The 20,529-nt window shown below is 59.3% G+C and carries 17 protein-coding genes; 11 read left to right on the top strand and 6 right to left on the bottom strand.

Annotated elements, in window-relative coordinates; genetic code table 11:
• The first annotated feature begins 33 nt into the window (after positions 1 to 33).
• Positions 34 to 1,239, top strand: coding sequence for an aminotransferase class V-fold PLP-dependent enzyme (locus KGB06_RS03705; protein WP_223511933.1), 1,206 nt, complete (start codon positions 34 to 36; stop codon positions 1,237 to 1,239).
• A complete protein-coding gene (locus tag KGB06_RS03710) occupies positions 1,236 to 1,640 on the top strand; it encodes a SufE family protein (protein WP_223511934.1) in 405 nt (134 codons plus the stop codon). Before KGB06_RS03705 ends, KGB06_RS03710 begins: the two co-directional genes overlap by 4 nt.
• Positions 1,641 to 1,725: 85 nt before the next feature.
• Here KGB06_RS03710 and tcdA read toward each other — a convergent pair whose 3' ends face one another.
• Entirely contained in the window at positions 1,726 to 2,538 is an 813-nt protein-coding gene (gene tcdA / locus KGB06_RS03715) for a tRNA cyclic N6-threonylcarbamoyladenosine(37) synthase TcdA (protein WP_411741831.1), read from the bottom strand.
• Positions 2,539 to 2,770: 232 nt separating this feature from the next.
• Between tcdA and KGB06_RS03720 the strand changes: the two genes are divergently transcribed.
• The 4 genes from KGB06_RS03720 to KGB06_RS03735 all read left to right on the top strand — a co-directional run bounded on the left by KGB06_RS03720 (position 2,771) and on the right by KGB06_RS03735 (position 7,994).
• Positions 2,771 to 5,362: a glycosyltransferase gene (locus KGB06_RS03720; RefSeq protein ID WP_223511936.1), complete on the top strand. Its 2,592-nt coding sequence runs from the start codon at positions 2,771 to 2,773 to the stop codon at positions 5,360 to 5,362.
• 197 nt (positions 5,363 to 5,559) lie between these two features.
• Positions 5,560 to 6,711, top strand: coding sequence for a succinyl-diaminopimelate desuccinylase (gene dapE / locus KGB06_RS03725; RefSeq protein WP_223511938.1), 1,152 nt, complete (start codon positions 5,560 to 5,562; stop codon positions 6,709 to 6,711).
• The gene (locus tag KGB06_RS03730; protein ID WP_223511940.1) at positions 6,711 to 7,520 is read left to right on the top strand and encodes a putative RNA methyltransferase; all 810 of its coding nucleotides are present in this window, start codon (positions 6,711 to 6,713) and stop codon (positions 7,518 to 7,520) included. The genes dapE and KGB06_RS03730 overlap by 1 nt, the downstream gene beginning before the upstream one ends.
• Before the next feature lie 96 nt (positions 7,521 to 7,616).
• Positions 7,617 to 7,994 (top strand): hypothetical protein, encoded by a 378-nt coding sequence (locus tag KGB06_RS03735; RefSeq protein ID WP_007947690.1) that lies wholly within the window; start codon positions 7,617 to 7,619, stop codon positions 7,992 to 7,994.
• A gap of 121 nt (positions 7,995 to 8,115) precedes the next feature.
• Here KGB06_RS03735 and KGB06_RS03740 read toward each other — a convergent pair whose 3' ends face one another.
• Complete coding sequence (locus KGB06_RS03740) at positions 8,116 to 8,325, bottom strand: cold-shock protein (RefSeq protein WP_223511942.1); 210 nt, start codon at positions 8,323 to 8,325, stop codon at positions 8,116 to 8,118.
• A 165-nt stretch (positions 8,326 to 8,490) separates the two neighbouring features.
• On the opposite strand from KGB06_RS03740, the gene plsB reads away from it, so the two are divergent.
• The 3 genes from plsB to KGB06_RS03755 all read left to right on the top strand — a co-directional run bounded on the left by plsB (position 8,491) and on the right by KGB06_RS03755 (position 12,479).
• On the top strand, positions 8,491 to 10,974 hold the full coding sequence (gene plsB, locus KGB06_RS03745) for a glycerol-3-phosphate 1-O-acyltransferase PlsB (protein ID WP_223511943.1): 2,484 nt from the start codon (positions 8,491 to 8,493) through the stop codon (positions 10,972 to 10,974).
• Positions 10,975 to 11,085: 111 nt separating this feature from the next.
• Positions 11,086 to 11,688, top strand: a complete 603-nt coding sequence (locus KGB06_RS03750) for a hypothetical protein (protein WP_223511944.1) — start codon at positions 11,086 to 11,088, stop codon at positions 11,686 to 11,688.
• A gap of 101 nt (positions 11,689 to 11,789) precedes the next feature.
• Positions 11,790 to 12,479, top strand: coding sequence for a DUF4197 domain-containing protein (locus KGB06_RS03755; protein WP_223511945.1), 690 nt, complete (start codon positions 11,790 to 11,792; stop codon positions 12,477 to 12,479).
• 64 nt (positions 12,480 to 12,543) lie between these two features.
• Here KGB06_RS03755 and KGB06_RS03760 read toward each other — a convergent pair whose 3' ends face one another.
• From KGB06_RS03760 to KGB06_RS03770, 3 genes are all read right to left on the bottom strand, one after another.
• Positions 12,544 to 13,911 (bottom strand): Fic family protein, encoded by a 1,368-nt coding sequence (locus KGB06_RS03760; protein WP_223511946.1) that lies wholly within the window; start codon positions 13,909 to 13,911, stop codon positions 12,544 to 12,546.
• Between the two features lie 96 nt (positions 13,912 to 14,007).
• Positions 14,008 to 17,073, bottom strand: coding sequence for an efflux RND transporter permease subunit (locus KGB06_RS03765; protein ID WP_223511947.1), 3,066 nt, complete (start codon positions 17,071 to 17,073; stop codon positions 14,008 to 14,010).
• A 6-nt stretch (positions 17,074 to 17,079) separates the two neighbouring features.
• Positions 17,080 to 18,180, bottom strand: coding sequence for an efflux RND transporter periplasmic adaptor subunit (locus tag KGB06_RS03770; protein ID WP_223511949.1), 1,101 nt, complete (start codon positions 18,178 to 18,180; stop codon positions 17,080 to 17,082).
• Between the two features lie 93 nt (positions 18,181 to 18,273).
• Between KGB06_RS03770 and KGB06_RS03775 the strand changes: the two genes are divergently transcribed.
• Positions 18,274 to 18,918 (top strand): TetR/AcrR family transcriptional regulator, encoded by a 645-nt coding sequence (locus KGB06_RS03775; protein WP_223511951.1) that lies wholly within the window; start codon positions 18,274 to 18,276, stop codon positions 18,916 to 18,918.
• Between the two features lie 106 nt (positions 18,919 to 19,024).
• Here the strand turns inward: KGB06_RS03775 and KGB06_RS03780 are convergent, their stop codons facing one another.
• Positions 19,025 to 19,807, bottom strand: coding sequence for a class I SAM-dependent methyltransferase (locus KGB06_RS03780; RefSeq protein ID WP_223511952.1), 783 nt, complete (start codon positions 19,805 to 19,807; stop codon positions 19,025 to 19,027).
• 93 nt (positions 19,808 to 19,900) lie between these two features.
• On the opposite strand from KGB06_RS03780, the gene KGB06_RS03785 reads away from it, so the two are divergent.
• On the top strand, positions 19,901 to 20,521 hold the full coding sequence (locus tag KGB06_RS03785; RefSeq protein WP_223511954.1) for an energy transducer TonB: 621 nt from the start codon (positions 19,901 to 19,903) through the stop codon (positions 20,519 to 20,521).
• Positions 20,522 to 20,529: the final 8 nt, after the last annotated feature.

The raw sequence follows: 20,529 nt of genomic DNA on the forward strand, positions 1-20,529 counted from the left end.
TACATCCGCCCATGTTCACCAGGGCCCGACAGCATGATGATTTCCTCTCCCTGGCGCGCCGATTTTCCGGCCATCGCCGCTCTGCAACGGCAAGGCCAGACCTATCTGGACAACGCCGCCACCACGCAAAAGCCACAAGCCCTGCTGGATGCCCTGACGCATTACTACGCCAATGGCGCAGCCAATGTGCATCGAGCGCAACACTTGCCCGGCGCCCATGCCACCCAGGCGTTCGAGGCCAGCCGCAGCAAGGTCGCCCAATGGCTGAATGCCGGCGATGGCGGGCAGATCATTTTTACTCACGGCGCGACTTCTGCGCTGAACCTCCTGGCGTATGGCCTGGAACCGCTTTTCAATCCGGGCGATGAGATTGTCATCAGCGCCCTGGAGCATCACGCCAACTTGCTGCCATGGCAGCAACTGGCCCAGCGACGCGAGCTGAAACTGGTGATCCTGCCGCTGGATGCCGACGGTTTGATCGATCTGAGTGCCGCCGCGCAGTTGATCGGTCCGCAAACCCGCCTGTTGGCGGTTAGTCAGCTGTCCAACGTGCTTGGCGCCTGGCAGCCGCTGCCCGCTTTATTGGCGATGGCCAAGGCGAACGACGCATTGACTGTGGTCGATGGCGCTCAAGGCGTGGTGCATGGTCGACATGACGTGCAGGCGCTGGGTTGCGACTTTTATGTATTTTCCAGTCATAAGCTCTACGGTCCCGATGGACTCGGTGTGTTGTACGGGCGCAATGAAGCGCTGAAACAACTGCGCCACTGGCAATTTGGCGGCGAAATGGTACTGGATGCGGACTACCAAAGTGCTCGCTTTCGCCCTGCCCCTCTGGGTTTCGAGGCAGGAACGCCGCCGATTGCCAGTGTGATTGGTTTGGGGGCGACGCTGGATTATCTGGCGGCCCTCGATCAGGAAGCAGTGTCTGCGCATGAAGCGGCGTTGCATGATTATTTGTTGAAAGGTCTTGAAGCGCGCAATGGCATTCGGCTGCTGGGCAAACCGCAACTGGCGCTGGCCAGTTTTGTCGTCGAGGGTGTGCATAACTCTGATCTGGCGCATCTGCTGACCGAACAGGGGATTGCGGTTCGGGCGGGACATCACTGCGCCATGCCGTTGCTCAAGAGCTTCGAGCTGGCCGGGGCGATTCGGGTGTCGCTGGCGCTGTACAACGATTCCGAAGACCTGGAGCGGTTTTTTGAAGCGCTGGATCAGGCGTTGGAGCTATTGCGATGAGTTTGCCTGCCGATGCGGTGACGGCGCTGGATACGTTTCAAAACGCGGCTGGCTGGGAACAGCGGGCGCGGCTGTTGATGCAGTGGGGTGACCGCCTGCCTGTTTTGAGCGATGTGGATAAAGTCGACGCCAACCGGGTGCATGGCTGTGAAAGTCAGGTCTGGTTGGTGGGCACACTGCAGGATGGCCATTGGCAGTTTGCGGCGAGCAGCGATGCGCGGTTGATTCGCGGGTTGGTGGCGTTGTTGCTGGCTCGGGTCAACGGGTTGTCGGCGGCTGAGCTGCGGCAGGTGGATTTGCCGGAGTGGTTCAATCAGCTTGGGCTTTCGCGGCAGCTATCGCCTTCGCGCAGTAATGGCCTCAACGCCGTATTGCAACGCATGCGCGAATTAGCTCTGTAGGAGCCGGCTTGCTGGCGATCCAGACACCGCGGTGTGTCAGGGATGCCGCCATCGCTGGCAAGCCAGCTCCTACAGTGGATTGTGTTCAAGCCTCAGGCTTAACCCGATCCGAGGGGCGCCGAACCCCAGCAACAATCTTATCCACAGCCTTGGTCGCCGCGACCATGCCGAACGTCGCCGTCACCATCATCACCGCGCCAAACCCGCCGGCACAGTCCAGCTTCACGCCATCCCCGACAAAACTCTTCTGCAAGCAAATGCTGCCATCGGGTTTCGGGTAGCGCAGTTGTTCGGTGGAAAAAACGCACGGCACGCTGTAATGGCGGGTCACGGTGCGGGAGAAGCCGTAATCGCGACGCAAGGTCGAGCGCACTTTCGACGCCAACGGATCGTTGAACGTACGGTTCAAATCGCACACCTGAATCAGCGTCGGATCAATCTGCCCACCCGCCCCGCCGGTGGTGATGATCTGGATCTTGCGACGCTTGCACCAGGCAATCAGCGCAGCCTTCGCGTTAACGCTGTCGATGCAATCGATCACGCAGTCAATGTTCGGCGTGATGTATTCGGCCATGGTCTCGCGGGTGACGAAATCCGCCACCGCGTGCACCGTGCAGTCCGGGTTGATCCCGCGCAGGCGCTCGGCCATCACTTCGACCTTCGGTTTGCCGACGGTGCTGTCCAGTGCATGTAACTGGCGGTTGGCGTTGCTGACACAGACATCGTCGAGGTCAAACAGCGAAATCTCGCCCACGCCACAACGGGCAACGGCTTCCGCCGCCCACGAACCGACGCCACCAACGCCAACGATCGCCACATGCGCCGCGCGCAGGCGCTCCAGCCCCTCGATGCCATACAAACGGGCGATGCCTGCAAACCGCGGATCTTCTGTGCTCATGACCAATACCCCAAAAACCGGCGCGCATTATAGGGCCACAGCGCGAGAACTTTTAACCTTCTGGCTACAAGTGTAAGAACTTATGTGAAACGGAATTGCCCAACGTCAGACTTTTCCCTGCCTGATGTACGGTAAGTGAAAGCACGGTGTAGGATGCGCGCCCTCCAAGTCCTTTGGCAGCCGTCCTGCCGACCGTTCCTTCGTTCCACTGCCTCCGGAACCCGAAATAGCTATGTCATCGCGTAAATTTGGACTCAACCTGGTCGTGGTGCTCGCCATCGCAGCCTTGTTTACCGGCTTCTGGGCGCTGATCAATCGCCCGGTCACCGCCCCCAACTGGCCTGAACAGATCGCCGGCTTCTCGTACTCGCCGTACCAACAAGGCCAGTACCCACAAAAAGAGCAATACCCCACCGACGATCAAATGCGTCGCGACCTGGAGATCATGAGCAAGCTGACGGACAACATCCGTACTTACTCGGTCGACGGTACGCTGGGAGATATTCCCAAGCTGGCAGAAGAATTCGGCCTGCGCGTGACACTGGGAATCTGGATCAGCCCGGACCAGGAGCGCAATGAGCGCGAAATCACTCGTGCCATCGAAATCGCCAACACGTCCCGCAGTGTGGTTCGCGTGGTTGTAGGCAACGAGGCGATCTTCCGTAAGGAAATTACCGCCGCTGAACTGAGCGTACTGCTGGATCGCGTCCGCGCGGCCGTGAAAGTGCCGGTTACCACCTCCGAGCAGTGGCACGTCTGGGAAGAACACCCGGAACTGGCCAAACACGTCGACCTGATCGCCGCGCACGTATTGCCTTACTGGGAATTTATCCCGGTGGACAAGGCCGGTCAGTTCGTCCTCGACCGCGCCCGTGACCTGAAAAAGATGTTCCCGAAAAAACCGCTGCTGCTTTCGGAGGTTGGCTGGCCGAGCAATGGCCGTATGCGTGGCGGCACCGATGCCAGCCCGGCGGATCAGGCGATCTACCTGCGCACGTTGGTCAACAAGCTCAACCGCCAGGGTTTCAACTACTTCGTGATCGAAGCGTTTGACCAGCCGTGGAAGGCCAGCGACGAAGGCTCTGTGGGCGCGTATTGGGGCGTGTTCAACGCCGCGCGCCAGCAGAAATTCAACTTCGAAGGCCCGGTGGTCGCGATCCCGCAATGGCGGGTGCTGGCGATCGGCTCGGCCGTGTTGGCGTTGCTGTCCCTGACCCTGCTGATGATTGATGGCTCGGCCCTGCGCCAGCGTGGCCGTACCTTCCTGACCTTCATCGCATTCCTCTGCGGTTCGGTGTTGGTGTGGATCGGTTACGACTACAGCCAGCAATACAGCACCTGGTTCAGCCTGACCGTCGGATTCCTCCTGGCCCTCGGTGCACTCGGGGTCTTTATTGTTTTGTTGACCGAGGCCCATGAACTGGCCGAAGCAGTCTGGACCCACAAGCGCCGGCGTGAATTCCTGCCGGTGGTGGGCGATTCGGATTACAGACCGAAAGTCTCGATCCATGTGCCGTGCTACAACGAGCCGCCGGAGATGGTCAAACAGACCCTCAACGCCCTGGCCAACCTCGACTATCCGGACTTCGAAGTCCTGATCATCGACAACAACACCAAGGACCCGGCGGTCTGGGAACCGGTGCGCGATTATTGTGAAACCCTCGGCCCGCGCTTCAAGTTCTTCCACGTTGCCCCGCTGGCCGGTTTCAAGGGTGGCGCGCTGAATTACCTGATCCCGCATACAGCCAAGGATGCCGAAGTCATCGCGGTGATCGACTCGGACTACTGCGTCGACCCGAACTGGCTCAAGCACATGGTGCCGCACTTCGCCGATCCGAAAATCGCCGTGGTGCAGTCGCCGCAGGATTACCGCGATCAGAACGAAAGCACCTTCAAAAAGCTCTGCTACGCGGAATACAAAGGCTTCTTCCATATCGGCATGGTCACCCGTAACGACCGTGACGCGATCATCCAGCACGGCACCATGACCATGACCCGGCGCTCGGTGCTTGAGGAACTGGGCTGGGCCGACTGGTGCATCTGTGAAGACGCCGAGTTGGGTCTGCGCGTGTTCGAAAAAGGCCTGTCGGCGGCGTATTACCACACCAGCTACGGCAAAGGCTTGATGCCCGATACCTTTATCGACTTCAAGAAACAGCGTTTCCGCTGGGCCTACGGCGCGATTCAGATCATCAAGCGTCACACCGCCAGCTTGCTGCGCGGCAAGGACACCGAGTTGACCCGTGGTCAGCGTTACCACTTCCTTGCAGGCTGGTTGCCGTGGGTCGCGGATGGCATGAACATCTTCTTCACCGTCGGCGCATTGTTGTGGTCGGCGGCGATGATCATCGTGCCGCAGCGGGTCGATCCGCCATTGCTGATTTTCGCGATCCCGCCGTTGGCGCTGTTCGTGTTCAAGGTTGGCAAGATCATCTTCCTTTATCGCCGTGCCGTCGGCGTGAACCTGAAAGATGCCTTCTGCGCGGCACTGGCCGGCTTGGCGTTGTCGCACACCATCGCCAAAGCGGTGCTGTACGGCTTCTTCACCAGCAGCATTCCGTTCTTCCGCACGCCGAAAAACGCCGACAACCACGGCTTCTGGGTGGCCATTTCGGAGGCGCGGGAAGAGATGTTCATCATGCTGCTGTTGTGGGGCGCGGCGCTGGGGATCTTCCTGGTCAACGGCTTGCCGAGCAACGATATGCGCTTCTGGGTGACCATGTTGCTGGTGCAGTCGCTGCCGTACCTGGCGGCCCTGATCATGGCGTTCCTGTCTTCGCTGCCGAAACCGGCAGCCGAGCCGGAGCCGGCACCGGCGGTCTAAATCTGTACGGATGCACTAAACGGCGGCCAATGGTCGCCGTTTTGCTTTAAGATAACCGCCATTTTGCGCGCCCAGCACCAATTCCTGTAGGAGTAAAGCTTGCTCGCGATTGATGCGACTCGGTGTAACAGAAAGACCTCATCATCGTTCATCGCGAACAAGCTTTGCTCCTACACAATTAGCTTCCGGAGTTTTCCATGACGGCCCACGCCGACCTTTCGCCGACCCTTCAACTCGCCATCGACCTGATCCGCCGTCCGTCCGTGACGCCGGTCGACGCCGATTGCCAGAAGCAGATGATGCAGCGCCTGGGCGACGCCGGTTTCCTGCTGGAACCGATGCGCATCGAAGATGTGGATAACTTCTGGGCGACCCACGGTAAACACGACGGTCCGGTGCTGTGCTTCGCAGGCCACACCGACGTGGTACCGACTGGCCCGGTGACTGCCTGGCAGATCGACCCGTTCAACGCGCTGATCGACGAACACGGCATGCTCTGCGGCCGTGGCGCGGCGGACATGAAAGGCAGCCTGGCGTCGATGACCGTGGCCGCCGAGCGCTTTGTCGCCGACTACCCGGATCACAAGGGCAAGGTCGCTTTCCTGATCACCAGTGACGAAGAAGGCCCGGCGCATCACGGCACCAAGGCTGTGATCGAACGCCTCGCCGCCCGTAAGGAGCGTCTGGACTGGTGCATCGTCGGCGAGCCGTCGAGCACCACGCTGGTGGGCGATGTGGTCAAGAATGGCCGTCGCGGTTCCCTCGGCGCCAAACTGACCGTTCGCGGCGTGCAGGGCCACGTGGCCTATCCGCACCTCGCCAAGAACCCGATCCACCTCGCCGCCCCGGCCCTGGCCGAACTGGCCGCCGAGCATTGGGACCACGGCAACGATTTCTTCCCGCCAACCAGTTTCCAGATTTCCAACGTCAACTCCGGCACCGGCGCGACCAACGTGATTCCGGGCGACCTGGTGGCGGTGTTCAACTTCCGTTTCTCCACCGAGTCCACCGTTGAAGGCCTGCAAAAGCGCGTCGCCGACATTCTCGACAAGCACGGCCTGGACTGGCACATCGACTGGGCGCTGTCCGGTCTGCCGTTCCTCACAGAGCCGGGTGCGTTGCTGGATGCCGTGGCGTCGAGCATCAAGGACATCACCGGTCGCGAAACCAAGGCTTCCACCAGCGGTGGCACCTCCGACGGTCGTTTCATCGCGACCATGGGCACGCAAGTGGTTGAACTGGGCCCGGTCAATGCAACGATCCACCAGGTCAACGAGCGCGTACTGGCCGCTGACCTCGACGTGCTGACCGAAATCTACTACCAGACCCTGATCAAGTTGCTCGCCTGATGCTCGCCTGCCCGATCTGCAGTGAACCGCTGAACGCGGTGGACAACGGCGTGGCTTGCCCCGCCGGGCATCGGTTTGACCGCGCGCGCCAGGGTTATCTGAACCTGTTGCCCGTGCAGCACAAAAACAGCCGCGACCCTGGGGATAACCTGGCCATGGTCGAAGCCCGTCGCGACTTCCTGAACGCCGGCCACTACGCGCCGGTGGCCAAGCGTCTGGCCGAACTGGCAGCGCAATTCGCGCCGCAACGCTGGCTCGACATCGGCTGTGGCGAGGGTTACTACACCGCGCAAATCGCCGAGGCCTTGCCAAACGCCGACGGTTACGCGCTGGACATCTCCCGGGAAGCGGTGAAACGCGCCTGTAAACGCAATCCGCAGTTGACCTGGTTGATCGCCAGCATGGCGCGGGTGCCGTTGGCCTCGGGCAGTTGCCAGTTTCTCGCCAGCGTCTTCAGCCCATTGGATTGGGAAGAAGCCAAACGCCTGCTCAGCCCCGGTGGCGGTTTGATGAAAGTCGGGCCGACCAGCGGTCACCTGATGGAGTTGCGCGAACGGCTGTACGACGAAGTCCGTGAGTACACCGACGACAAGCATCTGGCGCTGGTGCCGGAAGGTATGGCGCTGGCGCACAGTGAAACCCTTGAATTCAAACTGACACTTTCAAAGGGACAGGACCGCGCGAACTTGTTGGCCATGACACCCCACGGCTGGCGCGCCAGTGCCGAACGCCGCGCGGCGGTCATCGAACAGGCTGAGCCGTTCGAAGTCACTGTGTCGATGCGCTACGATTATTTCGTACTGCAGTAGTAGTTAGAGAGAAATCTTAATTTTTTGGTCTTGAGCAACGGCTTGAGGCCGGCTAAATCCGCGAATGGATTTTTCAGACCCGCAGTGAGGACATCCATGCGCCAACCCGATATCGAGATTTACCTGAAAGACGCCGACGTCGACTACAAGGCCATTGCGGCCTGGCTCGGCACTGCTTTGGGCCCGTGCACCGACTGGGTTCAGAAGGGCCAGACGTACAAGTGCAAGGCCGGCAATGTGCCCGTCACCTGGCTACCCAAAGCCGTGGGCAAATGGAACAGCCTGTTCCTGGACAGCGACCAGACCCCATGGGAAGACGACATCGCCTGCGCACGCGCAGCCTTTGCCGCGCTGAACGTCGAAGTGCGTTGCGCGCCGGGTACGTGGGTCGAGGAAGAAGGGGAAGAAACTGCAGATCGCTGGATGCGTATCAGCGCGGATGGTGAAGAAGAGATCACCTGGAAAACCGCGTAGTCAGCGACACCACAAACCTGTAGGAGCAAGGCTTGCCTGCGATTGAGGCGACGCGGTGTATCAGGTAATCCGCGTTGCCATTCATCGCGGGCAAGCCTTGCTCCTACAGGTTGCGTCGCGGTTACAGACCTACAACGTCTTCAGCCTGCAAGCCCTTCTCGCCCGTCACCACGGCATATTCAACCTGCTGCCCTTCAGCCAGCGAACGGTGCCCTTCGCCGCGAATCGCGCGGTAGTGCACGAACACATCCACCCCGTCCCCGCGTTGAATAAAGCCGTAGCCCTTGGCGTCGTTAAACCACTTCACGTTGCCGGTTTCGCGCGTAGCCATGAATCAGTACCCCCTTATTTTTATTTTGAACGGCCGAGTATATGACAGCCGTCAAAACTCTCAACTCACTTTACTTAGCCGCTTTTTTGCCGATTTTCGACGAATCCGGCACACTGTCGCCCTCCCGAGCAAGTGCTCGGTTTTATCCACTCACGCAGAAGCCGTATGACCCGCTCCCCGTTCCGCCGTCTTGTGTTTGGCACCTTGCGCCGACTGTTGTATCTCTGGGTTCGCTCGGAGACGATCAACCAGTCGTCGTTCACCCTTGACCTCGACCGCAGTCGCCCGGTGTTCTACGTCCTGCAAAACCCTTCGCTGACCGACCTCGCCGTGGTCGACACCGAATGCAGCAAAGCTGGCCTGCCCCGCCCGGTGCTGCCGGTTTCAGTGGGTAATCTTGTGGAACCCGCCGCGTTCTTTTACCTGACGCCAGAGCCTGACTGGCTCGGCCGTCAGGACAAACGCGGTGCGCCGCCGACTCTCACCCGGTTGGTCAGTGCCCTGAGCCAGAACGCCGCCGAAGACGCGCAAATCATTCCGGTCAGCGTGTTCTGGGGTCAGTCGCCGGACAGCGAATCGAGCCCGTGGAAATTGCTGTTCGCCGACAGCTGGGCCGTCACCGGCCGTCTTCGCCGCTTGTTGAGCATCATCGTGCTGGGGCGCAAGACGCGTGTGCAGTTCTCTGCGCCGATTCACCTGCGCGAGCTGATCGATCACAACAAGGGCCACGAGCGCACCGTGCGCATGGCCCAGCGGATCCTGCGGGTGCACTTCCGCAATCTCAAAGCCGCCGTCATCGGTCCGGACATTTCCCACCGGCGCAATCTGGTCAAAGGCTTGCTCAACCAGCCGCTGGTCAAACAAGCGATCCTCGACGAAGCCGAGCGCGAGAACATCTCCCCGGAAAAAGCCAAGGCCCAGGCCCTGCGTTACGGCAACGAGATCGCCTCGGACTACACCTACACCGCCATCCGTTTTCTGGAAGTGGTGCTGAGCTGGTTCTGGAACAAGATCTACGACGGGATCAAGGTCAACCACATCGAAGGCGTGCAGAAGGTCGCTCAGGGTCACGAAGTGATCTACGTGCCGTGCCATCGCAGCCACATCGATTATTTGCTGCTCTCGTATCTGCTGTTCCGCAATGGCCTGACCCCGCCGCACGTTGCCGCCGGGATCAACCTCAACATGCCGGTGATCGGCAGCCTGCTACGCAGGGGCGGTGCGTTTTTCATGCGCCGCACGTTCAAGGGCAACCCGCTGTACACCTCGGTGTTCAACGAATACCTGCACACGCTGTTCACCAAAGGTTTCCCGGTCGAGTACTTCGTCGAGGGCGGCCGTTCGCGCACCGGGCGCATGCTGCAACCGAAAACCGGGATGCTCGCGATTACCCTGCGCAGCTTCCTGCGTTCATCGCGCATGCCCATCGTGTTTGTGCCGGTGTACATCGGTTACGAGCGCGTACTGGAAGGCCGGACCTACCTCGGCGAACTGCGAGGTGCGACCAAGAAGAAAGAGTCGATCTTCGATATTTTCAAAGTCATCGGCGCGCTCAAGCAACGCTTTGGCCAAGTGGCGGTGAACTTCGGCGAGCCGATCAAACTGGCGGAATTCCTCGACAGCGAACAACCGGACTGGCGCCAACAGGAACTCGGTCCGCAGTTCAAACCGGCCTGGCTCAACGAAACGACTAACCGCCTGGGCGAGAAAGTCGCGCAGCATCTGAACGAAGCGGCAGCGATCAACCCGGTGAACCTGGTGGCCCTGGCGTTGCTCTCCACCAGCCGTCTGGCGCTGGACGATCGCGCCATGGCACGAGTGCTCGATTTGTATCTGGCGCTGTTGCGCAAGGTTCCGTATTCAGCGCACACCACGCTGCCAGAAGGTGACGGTCGCGCACTGATCGAACATGTGAAGGACATGGATCTGCTGTCCGAGCAGAGCGATGCCCTGGGCAAAATTTTGTATCTGGACGAGCAAAACGCCGTCCTGATGACCTACTACCGCAACAACGTGCTGCACATCTTTGCGTTACCGGCGCTGCTGGCGAGTTTCTTCCAGAGCGCCTCTCGCATGAGCCGCGAACAGATCCTGCGCTACACCCGTGCGCTGTATCCGTACCTGCAATCGGAACTGTTCATTCGCTGGTCCATGGATGAGCTGGACGCCGTGATCGATCAATGGCTGGAAGCGTTCGTCGAACAGGGTCTGCTGCGCTTCGAAAACAATGTCTACCTGCGCCCGGTACCAAGTTCGCGGCATTTCGTGTTGCTGACCTTGCTGTCGAAGAGCATCGCCCAGACGTTGCAGCGCTTCTACATGACCGTTTCTTTACTGCTCAACAGCGGCCAGAACAGCATCAGCGCCGAAGAGTTGGAAGACCTGTGCACGGTCATGGCCCAGCGCCTGTCGATCCTGCATGGCCTGAACGCCCCGGAGTTCTTCGACAAGAGTCTGTTCCGGCACTTCATCCAGACCATGCTTGATCTCGACGTGCTCAAGCGCGACGAAGCCGGTAAGTTGAGCTATCACGAATTGCTCGGCGAACTGGCCGAAGGTGCGGCCAAACGGGTGCTGCCAGCAGAGATTCGTTTGTCGATCCGTCAGGTGGCATTGCATCGCAGTGAAGATGCGGCGGATCAGGCTTAGTTTCGCCGCCTGTAACTTCCTGACAATGACTATAAGAACAAGGATGTTCTTATCTTCGCTCGGTTATGGATTAATAGATCCCCCACAACCAATCCCGATATGGATATCGCGATGAACTCATCAGAAAACAACAACGCTTACATCACCCTCACTTTTAGTTTGCCTGAAGACTTTCTACCGCCCATCGGTGGCGAAGGTGAAACGTATATAAGTGTTCAAACTGCAAACTCTTCTACGCCTGTAAAAGTCGCACACTCCCGAGAACCGGTGTTGCGTAGCGGGCGCTGGAATTTTTCATTTGTACACAACTATACCGATGTAAGCGTCAAATACCGCGTGACGGTCAGCATGACCCACAACGGCGTTCCACTGCTGATTGACCTGGACCACTTCGTCATTGTCCACCGCGCACCACACCGACAAACCCTGCACCTGAGCCCTATCGGTCGTCTTTACATTCAGGCGCAAGAACCTCAACCGGTAGAACCGGAGCACGCGGTGACCGTTGTCGCGCATGAGCACGACAATGCGGCGGTCCAACTGACTCAAGTGCATATCAGTGAACAAATGGCAGAGGCGTTTTATCTGGAATACGACCCAGACACTGTCGTGCCGGGCAAACGCTATACCCTGACGGCCACTGAAAATGAATACCGCAATTCAATCGAGGTGTATCCGGGCTCCGTTGTATTGAAACCCTTCAGCAAAGTCTGAAAATAGCGTTCATCAACAATACACGGGCGAAACTGCTGTAAAAATCCGTTAGATTGTCGCCAGCGTTTCACTAAACTCCTCTTTCGAACAAGGAAGCTGCCATGCTTCGCCCTACCCTTCGCTTCGCGGGCCTTTGCGCAGGCCTGATGATTTCCGCCAGCGCGCTGGCGCTGTCGCTCAGCGACCTGTCGCAAACAGACGCCACCGGTGGCCTCAAGGATGCCCTGACCCAAGGTGCGCAGTTAGCGGTCAAACAACTCGGCACACCGGGTGGCTTCAGCAACAACCCGGACGTGAAAATCGGTTTGCCGGGCAAACTCGGCAAGGTCGCCAGCAAAATGAAGCAGTTCGGCATGGGCGATCAGGTCGACGAGCTGGAAACCAGCATGAACAAAGCGGCTGAAATCGCCGTGACCCAAGCCCAGCCGATCCTCGTGGACGCAGTAAAGAAGATGAGCGTGGAAGATGCCAAAGGCATTCTCAGCGGCGGCAACGACTCGGCCACTCAATACCTGAACAAAACCAGCCGCGAACAGATCCGCACGAAGTTCCTGCCCATCGTCAAGCAAGCCACCGACCAGGTTGGCCTGGCCAAGCAGTACAACACCTTCGCGGGTCAGGCGGCGACCATGGGAGTGCTGGATGCCAAGAACGCCAACGTCGAAAACTACGTCACCGAGCAGGCCCTGAACGGTTTGTTCGAGATGATCGGCAAACAGGAAGAAACCATCCGCCAGAACCCTGCGGCGGCGGCGACCAGTTTGGCGAAGAAGGTGTTTGGGACGTTGTAGTTTTTAGCGACCATCACGCGACAGAAAGCCCGCTGACCTTTACAGGTTCAGCGGGCTTTTTCATTTAAATGGCTTCCATTATGGTTGAGTCCACGGGTGCGGCCCGTAAAAAGAATACCCACTCCCGACCCATCTTCCGCTTCTCAAACACCTTCAGATCAACCAACCCGTTCAAGGTCGCCGAAGCGGTGTTGTAAGAGCAGTCGAGGTTTTCCTTCACATTGACGGCCGTGAACTCCTTGGCCATCCCGCTCTTGGCCACTTGATAGACGGCGCGCTGCTTCTCGGTGAGCTGATCGAAAAAACCCGATGCCATCAACCAGCGATCAAAGCGTTCGGCGTAGTCCAGACTCTTGCGATAGACCTCGGTAAAACCACTGACAGCTCTCAGGATCACCGAACACTGGAAATCAATGAAATAAGTCAGGTCCAGTTCATCGGCCTCGGTATTCAAATACGACCGTCCGTATTTCACCGGCGCGTTGCGCAGCAAAACGCTGATCGCAATGTACCGAAAGGCCGAGAAGTCATTCTTGAACATGAACCAGTAAAACAGCGCCCGAGCGACACGACCATTGCCATCGCGAAAAGGATGCTCGTAACCCAAAGCAAAATGCAGCGCGATACCTTTGACCAGTGGATGAAGGTAGTCCCCACGGTTGAGATCGTTGTGGGACTGATTGATCCACTTCGACAGCAGCTCCAATCGTGACACCAGCCCTGCGGCGGGCGGCGGTGTATGCACGGTGTTGCCCTCTCCGTCCTGCACCACCACATCATCGTTGCCACGCAATTCCCCCGGCGAATACTGCGCATCATCGATGCCCTCGACACCTACACGATGCATCGCGGTGATGAGTTCCACACTCAGTGGTTGATAACGCTGTTCCCAGGCAAAGTTCATCATTCGGTAGTTACCAATGACCATTCGCTCATCTGGCGTACGCGGCAGGCGATGACGCTTGAGCATGTCCTTGGCCACTCGTGTGGTGGTTGCGGCGCCTTCGAGCTGGCTGCTGCTGATGGCCTCGTCTTCGATCAGGTCATTGAGCAGATAGCTGAAATGTGCGCGCTCACCGATCTGGCTGGTCATGTACTCCAGCGCGGCGGTAGTGGCTTGGCGATCGACCGCCGAAATGGCTTTCTGCGCCAGCGGCGTCAGAACGAAGTTGCCCCACTGGACCGGCTCGCCCAAGGGGAGAAGGCAGGAGTACTGGGCTGTCCGGGCCTTTTTGACCAAGGCCCAGCACAATCTGGAATCCAGTCCCGGCGCCCAGCGGTAACGCAATTCATCAAATGGAAGGTAACGCCCCTGATCATCCAGAGGTTTCAGCAGGGCCAGGTAGTCCGGGAGGCGTTCCTTGTAGGGCGATTTCATCAACAGGTCGAAGACCGGATCGGTCCTTCCCGTTAAAGCAGGCGGCTTTTTCATCACTACTGTCTCAAAAACTCGTGAAACTGAGCCTTGAGTACAGCATTCAGCTCCCCCTGACTCAATATCAGAGGGATCTGAAATACATGTAGGAAGTCAGACCGCCTCTTTCTTGACCCTGAACCACGCCGCATACAGCGCCGGCAAGAACAGCAACGTCAGCGCCGTCGCCACAATCAACCCGCCCATGATCGCCACCGCCATCGGCCCGAAGAACACGCTGCGTGACAAGGGGATCATCGCCAGCACCGCCGCGAGCGCGGTCAACACAATCGGACGGAAGCGGCGCACGGTCGCCTCGATAATCGCTTGCCAGGGCTTGAGGCCTGCCGCGATGTCCTGCTCGATCTGGTCCACCAGGATCACCGAGTTACGCATGATCATCCCGGACAACGCGATGGTCCCGAGCATGGCGACAAAACCGAACGGCTGACGGAACACGAGCAGGAACAACGTCACGCCGATCAGCCCCAGCGGCGCGGTCAGAAACACCATCACCGTGCGGGAGAAACTGCGCAGTTGCAGCATCAATAGCGTCAGCACCACCACGATGAACAGCGGCACACCGGCCTTCACTGAGTTCTGTCCGCGAGCGGAGTCTTCGACCGTGCCGCCGACGTCCAGCAAGTAACCGTCCGGCAATTCGGCGCGAATCGGATCGAGCGTCGGCATGATCTGTTGCACCAGCGTTGCCGGTTGTTCCTTGCCATAGATGTCGGCGCGGATGGTCACGTTGGGCAGGCGATTACGGTGCCAGATGATGCCTTCTTCGAAGCCGTATTCCAGCGTGGCAATCTGCGACAGTGCAACGCTACGGCCGTTATCGGTCGGCACGGCCAGGCTCGGCAGCAACGACAGTTCGGTGCGCTCGTGCAAGGTGCCGCGCAACAGGATCTCGATCAACTCGTTGTCTTCGCGGTACTGGCTGACGCTGGAACCGGTCAGCGAGCTTTGCAGGAACTTCGACAGGTTCGCCGTGCTCACGCCAAGCGCCCGGGCGCGGTCCTGATCGACGTTCAGGTACACAACTTTGCTCGGCTCTTCCCAGTCCAGGTGCACATTGACCACATGCGGGTTCTCGCGAACCTTGGCCGCCACTTTACGGGCCAGTGCGCGGACTTCGTCGATGTGTTCACCGGTCACGCGGAACTGCACCGGGTAGCCTACTGGCGGGCCGTTTTCAAGACGCGTGACCCGCGCACGCAGGGCCGGGAATTGTTCGTTGAGGGCTTCGATCAGCCAGGTGCGCAGGGCTTCGCGATCCTCGATGGTCTTGGCCAGGACCACAACCTGCGCGAAGCTCGCCGCCGGCAGTTGCTGATCGAGCGGCAGGTAAAAACGCGGTGAACCGGTGCCAACGTAGGCCACGTAATTATCGATACCGGCGCGATCCTTCAACAGGCTTTCAAGGTGTTTAACTTCATTGGCGGTGTTGCTCAGGGACGCGCCTTCGGCCAGTTTCAAATCGATCATCAACTCCAGCCGGCCCGACGCCGGGAAGAATTGCTGCGGCACGAAGCGAAACAGCGCCACCGAGGCAATAAACATCATGATCGTCAGCACGATCACGGTTTTGCGCCGCCGCACGCACCACTCCACCAGACGTCTGACACGTTGATAGAACGGTGTACCGTAAGGATCGGGCTGACCCGTACCATGTTTGGCGGCATGAATCTTCGCCAGATCCGGCAGGAGCTTTTCCCCCAGATACGGCACAAAAACCACCGCAGCCACCCACGAGGCCAACAAGGCGATGGTCACCACCTGGAAGATCGAGCGGGTGTATTCGCCGGTGCTCGATTGCGCCGTGGCAATCGGCAAGAAGCCGGCGGCAGTGATCAGCGTACCGGTGAGCATCGGGAATGCCGTACTCGTCCAGGCGTAACTGGCCGCCTTGACGCGGTCGAAGCCCTGCTCCATTTTGATCGCCATCATTTCCACGGCGATGATCGCGTCGTCCACCAGCAGCCCTAGCGCCAGCACCAGCGCACCGAGAGAAATCTTGTGCAGGCCTATCCCCAGGTAATACATGCTGGCAAAGGTCATCGCCAACACCAGCGGAATCGCCAGCGCCACCACCATGCCGGTGCGCACGCCGAGTGAGAAGAAGCTCACCAGCAACACAATTGCCAAGGCTTCGACCAGCACCTGAACGAACTCGCCGACCCCGGTTTTCACCGCGGCAGGCTGATCCGATACCTTGCGCAGCTGCATGCCGGCCGGGAGGTTTTTTTGAATGCGGTCGAACTCGATTTCCAGCGCCTTGCCCAACACCAGAATATCGCCGCCGCCCTTCATCGCGACGGCCAGACCTATAGCGTTTTCGGCCATGAAGCGCATGCGCGGCGCGGGCGGATCGTTGAAGCCACGGCGAACGTCAGCCACATCGGAAATGCGGAACGTGCGATCACCGACGCGGATCGGGAAGTTCTTGATCTCATCGACGGTCTGAAAATTCCCCGAGACCCGCAGCTGCAATCGCTCGCTGGTGGTTTCGAAGAACCCGGCTGTCGACACTGCGTTCTGTTCTTCAAGCGCTTGTTGCACGGCAGCCAACGGCAAGCCAAGGGTGGCGAGTTTGACGTTGGACAGCTCGATCCAGATTTTCTCGTCCTGCAACCCGAGCAAATCGACCTTGCCCACATCCTTGACCCGTTGCAGCTGGATCTGGATGCGGTCGGCGTAATCCTTCAACACCGCGTAATCAAAACCGTCCCCGGTCAGTGCATAGATGTTGCCGAAAGTGGTGCCGAATTCATCGTTGAAAAACGGCCCCTGAATGCCCGGTGGCAAGGTGTGACGGATGTCGCTGACCTTCTTGCGGACCTGATACCAGAGCTCGGGAATGTCCACCGAGTGCATGGCATCGCGCGCGATAAACGTTACCTGGGACTCCCCCGGACGGGAGAACGAGACGATGCGCTCGTACTCGCCGGTTTCCATCAGCTTCTTTTCGATGCGCTCGGTGACCTGGCGCGACACTTCCTGAGCCGTGGCACCCGGCCAGTTGGTTCGAATTACCATCGCCTTGAAGGTAAATGGCGGGTCTTCGCTTTGGCCGAGTTTGGTGTAGGAAAGTGCGCCGACAACGGCCAGCAGGAGCATCAGGAACAGTACGATCTGGCGATTACGCAACGCCCATTCGGAAAGATTGAAACCCATCGGGAATTACTCCTTGTCCGCCAGATTGACCGCGCGGTTGGAGCGATCCACCGGACGCACTTGCTGCCCGTCATGCAGCACATGAACACCGGCTGCCACGACCCAGTCGCTGGCGTTCAGGCCTTCGAGCACCGGCACGGTTTTCTCGCCGAAGGCGCCGATGCGGACCGGGGCTTTCTTCAAGGTGTTGTTGGCGCCGAGCACCCAAACGTACGTCGCACCGTTTTCTGCCGTGATGGCCGATAAAGGCACCGACAACGCGATAGTTTCTGCGGTCTGGATGAACACCCGGGCGCTTTGGCCGAGTTCCGCCGGGACTTTGCCGGCGGTGAACGCGATGCGAGCGGCGAAGGTGCGCGATTTTGGATCGGCGGCAGGCGACAGTTCGCGGATGCGTCCGGCAAAGCGCTGATCAGGTTGGCTCCAGAGTTCTACCAGCACTGGCAGACCGACCTTGAAGCGGCCGAAGCTCTGTTCCGGCAGGCTGATCAATACTTCACGTTCGCCATCGGTCGCAATGGTGAACACGGTTTGCCCGGCAGCCACCACTTGCCCGACTTCCACGGCCCGCTTGGCCACCACGCCATCCTGAGGCGCGCGCAGCACCGCGTAACTCGCCTGATTGGTCGAGACATTGAATTCGGCTTTGATTTGCTTGAGGCGTGCTTCACCGGAGCGGTAAAGGTTTTCGGCATTGTCGTACTGCGAATGGCTGACCATCTGACGATCCATCAGGGTCTTGTAGCGATCCCGCTCGGCGCGCACCAGGCTCAGGTTGGCCTCGGCGGCGGCGACCTGGGCGCGGGTGGCTTCCAGTTGCAGGCGCACGTCCTGTGGATCGAGCTCTGCCAGAGGCTGGTCAGCCTTGACCCGCTGCCCTTCTTCGACCAGTCGTCGGCTGACTTTGCCGCCAATGCGAAACGCCAGGTCCGGCTCATAACGAGCCCGCACTTCCCCGGGATAGCTTTCCATCGCCTGCGCCGAAGGCTCTGGCTGCACCACCATGGCCGGGCGAATGGTGACTTGAGGCGCCTCTTCGTGACCACACGCAGTCAATAAAAACGCCAGGCTGACTGGCAACGCGAGGTGCAAGGCATAGCGGAACATGGTGAACGACCTTTCGCTAATGGTGCTTGGAGTAATTATACTGACCAGTATGGTATTAATAGCAAACTCACCAGTCCAGTATTAAAGCGAAGAATGTCGAACAAACTTTCAGCACCCAATGGTCCGGGCCGTCCCAAGGATCTGGCCAAGCGCCAGGCCATCCTTGATGCGGCGAAAATTCTGTTTTTGAGCAATGGTTACGCCAACACCAGCATGGATGCCGTGGCGGCTGAGGCTGGCGTGTCGAAACTGACTGTCTACAGCCACTTCAACGACAAGGAGACGCTGTTCTCCGCCGCCGTTGTCGCCAAGTGTGAAGAGCAACTGCCACCGCTGTTTTTCGAATTGCCGGACGGCATTGCGGTGGAAACGGTGTTGCTGAACATCGCGCATGGCTTTCATCAGCTGATCAACAGCGACGAATCGGTGAACCTGCACCGTCTGATGATCACCCTCGGCAGCCAGGACCCGAAACTCTCGCTGATCTTCTTCGAGGCCGGGCCGCAACGCATGCTGCATGGCATGGAGCGGTTGCTGGCCAAGGTTGATCAAAGCGGTGTGTTGAGCATCGATAAACCGCGCAATGCAGCCGAGCATTTCTTTTGCCTGCTCAAGGGCGCGGGGAATTTTCGGTTGCTGTATGGCTGCGGCGAGCCGGTGACCGGGGATGCGGCCGAGGAACATGTGCGGGAAGTGGTGGAGTTGTTTATGCGGGCTTATCGGCCAGAGACAGCTTGATAGATTTGGCTTGTCTGGTCTGGCCCCATCGCGAGCAGGCTCGCTCCCACAGGGTCAGCGACTGACCTGTGGGAGTGAGCCTGCTCGCGATGAAGGCAACTCGGTTTCAAGGCTTCAGCGCTTTTTTCGGATAAATGTCATACCGGCTGGATTTGCCATCCAGCGCATGGCTCGGCTTGGGCCCGGCAATGCACGGTGCCTTGCGCGGGCGCTTGACCACTACCCGGTGACTGGCCAACGCCAACGCGGCTTCCAGCAGTGCTGGCGCATCCGGGTCATCACCCACCAATGGCCGGAACAGGCGCATTTCCTTTTTCACCAACGCGGTTTTCTCACGATGGGGAAACATCGGGTCGAGGTAGATCACCTGCGGCGGCTCCCCTTCCCAATTGCGCATCACCTCGATTGAGTTGCCCTTGAGTAATTTCATCCGCGCCACGATCGGCGCCACATCGAAATCTTCCGCACCGCGCGCCAGGCCATCCTCCAGCAAGGCGCCGATCAGCGGCTGACGCTCGATCAGGCTCATCTCGCAGCCCAGGCTCGCCAGCACGAACGCATCCTTGCCCAGCCCCGCCGTGGCATCCAGAACACGCGGACGCACGCCCTGCGCGATGCCAACAGCCTTGGCGATCATCTGCCCCGTTCCGCCACCGAACAACCGGCGATGCGCCGCCCCGCCTTCGACGAAATCCACCCGCACCGGCCCCGGCGCATCAGCCCCGAGCTGTTGCAACTGCAAACCCTGCTCGCCGACCTGCAAGGCAAATTCGCCGTCATCCACCTGCAACGGCAAGCCCAGGCGCTCGGCCCATTGCTCGGCTTGTGGCTGAAAGGTCGTGCCCAGGGCCTCGACATGGATGCGGCAAACTGCCGGTTGATCAGTCATCGGAAAACACGCTCAAAAAATTAATGATCGGCAAAAACGGCCGATAACAAAACTAACGGGCATTTTGCCAGAGCTGAGCGTCGACCGAGAGAAATGTCAGACTTTCACCCCACAATCACAGGTTTTATCTCGCCCTATGGCGATTACAACCTGCGAAATACCCAAGCGCTGGGCGGTGTCAGTCACCTGTGGCAAGATTTTTTTGCCCGGGCGCTGGCCGATCAGCCGGGTGATGGGGTACCAGAGTCGCTCAAATTTCCACCGGTCGATCTCAACAGCCCGGTCGAACCGATGGTTGGCAGCGAGCTGCTGGCGCACATCGTCTCCCAGCGCGAATGCAACGTGACAGAAACCGTGGTTCGCCCGCCCGAGCCGCTGTTTTTGCCAATTGCCGAGTTCGAAATGGACCTGGCCGACAAACCGGCCCCACCGTTCCCGGCGGAAGAAATCGTCGCTCAGCAAAAACAACAAAACTTCGAAAGCGGCTGGGTCCGCCCAATCGTGCTCACCGCCGGCCAACCTGTGCCGCAAGCCGGCCCGGCGCCGCAACCGCGTCCGCTGCACCTGCCGATCGCCGAATTCGAATTGGACCTGCTGGACAAACCCTTCCCGCCGTTCTCCCCCCAAGAGCTGGTGGAACAACAGAAACAACTCGACTTCGATAACGGCTGGGCGCGCCCGATCGTTCTGCAAAACCTGCGCATCGCTGCGTAACCCTTAGC

The organism is Pseudomonas sp. GL-B-19, from assembly GCF_019956415.1.
In the GTDB taxonomy this organism is placed as follows: domain Bacteria; phylum Pseudomonadota; class Gammaproteobacteria; order Pseudomonadales; family Pseudomonadaceae; genus Aquipseudomonas.

What these genes read in the sequence shown, in the direction of transcription:
- KGB06_RS03705 (WP_223511933.1), top strand. Translation starts at nt 34, where the DNA reads ATGATGATTTCCTCTCCCTGGCGCGCCGATTTTCCGGCCATCGCCGCT.
- KGB06_RS03710 (WP_223511934.1), top strand. Translation starts at nt 1,236, where the DNA reads ATGAGTTTGCCTGCCGATGCGGTGACGGCGCTGGATACGTTTCAAAAC.
- tcdA (WP_411741831.1), bottom strand. Translation starts at nt 2,538, where the DNA reads ATGAGCACAGAAGATCCGCGGTTTGCAGGCATCGCCCGTTTGTATGGC.
- KGB06_RS03720 (WP_223511936.1), top strand. Translation starts at nt 2,771, where the DNA reads ATGTCATCGCGTAAATTTGGACTCAACCTGGTCGTGGTGCTCGCCATC.
- dapE (WP_223511938.1), top strand. Translation starts at nt 5,560, where the DNA reads ATGACGGCCCACGCCGACCTTTCGCCGACCCTTCAACTCGCCATCGAC.
- KGB06_RS03730 (WP_223511940.1), top strand. Translation starts at nt 6,711, where the DNA reads ATGCTCGCCTGCCCGATCTGCAGTGAACCGCTGAACGCGGTGGACAAC.
- KGB06_RS03735 (WP_007947690.1), top strand. Translation starts at nt 7,617, where the DNA reads ATGCGCCAACCCGATATCGAGATTTACCTGAAAGACGCCGACGTCGAC.
- KGB06_RS03740 (WP_223511942.1), bottom strand. Translation starts at nt 8,325, where the DNA reads ATGGCTACGCGCGAAACCGGCAACGTGAAGTGGTTTAACGACGCCAAG.
- plsB (WP_223511943.1), top strand. Translation starts at nt 8,491, where the DNA reads ATGACCCGCTCCCCGTTCCGCCGTCTTGTGTTTGGCACCTTGCGCCGA.
- KGB06_RS03750 (WP_223511944.1), top strand. Translation starts at nt 11,086, where the DNA reads ATGAACTCATCAGAAAACAACAACGCTTACATCACCCTCACTTTTAGT.
- KGB06_RS03755 (WP_223511945.1), top strand. Translation starts at nt 11,790, where the DNA reads ATGCTTCGCCCTACCCTTCGCTTCGCGGGCCTTTGCGCAGGCCTGATG.
- KGB06_RS03760 (WP_223511946.1), bottom strand. Translation starts at nt 13,911, where the DNA reads ATGAAAAAGCCGCCTGCTTTAACGGGAAGGACCGATCCGGTCTTCGAC.
- KGB06_RS03765 (WP_223511947.1), bottom strand. Translation starts at nt 17,073, where the DNA reads ATGGGTTTCAATCTTTCCGAATGGGCGTTGCGTAATCGCCAGATCGTA.
- KGB06_RS03770 (WP_223511949.1), bottom strand. Translation starts at nt 18,180, where the DNA reads ATGTTCCGCTATGCCTTGCACCTCGCGTTGCCAGTCAGCCTGGCGTTT.
- KGB06_RS03775 (WP_223511951.1), top strand. Translation starts at nt 18,274, where the DNA reads ATGTCGAACAAACTTTCAGCACCCAATGGTCCGGGCCGTCCCAAGGAT.
- KGB06_RS03780 (WP_223511952.1), bottom strand. Translation starts at nt 19,807, where the DNA reads ATGACTGATCAACCGGCAGTTTGCCGCATCCATGTCGAGGCCCTGGGC.
- KGB06_RS03785 (WP_223511954.1), top strand. Translation starts at nt 19,901, where the DNA reads ATGTCAGACTTTCACCCCACAATCACAGGTTTTATCTCGCCCTATGGC.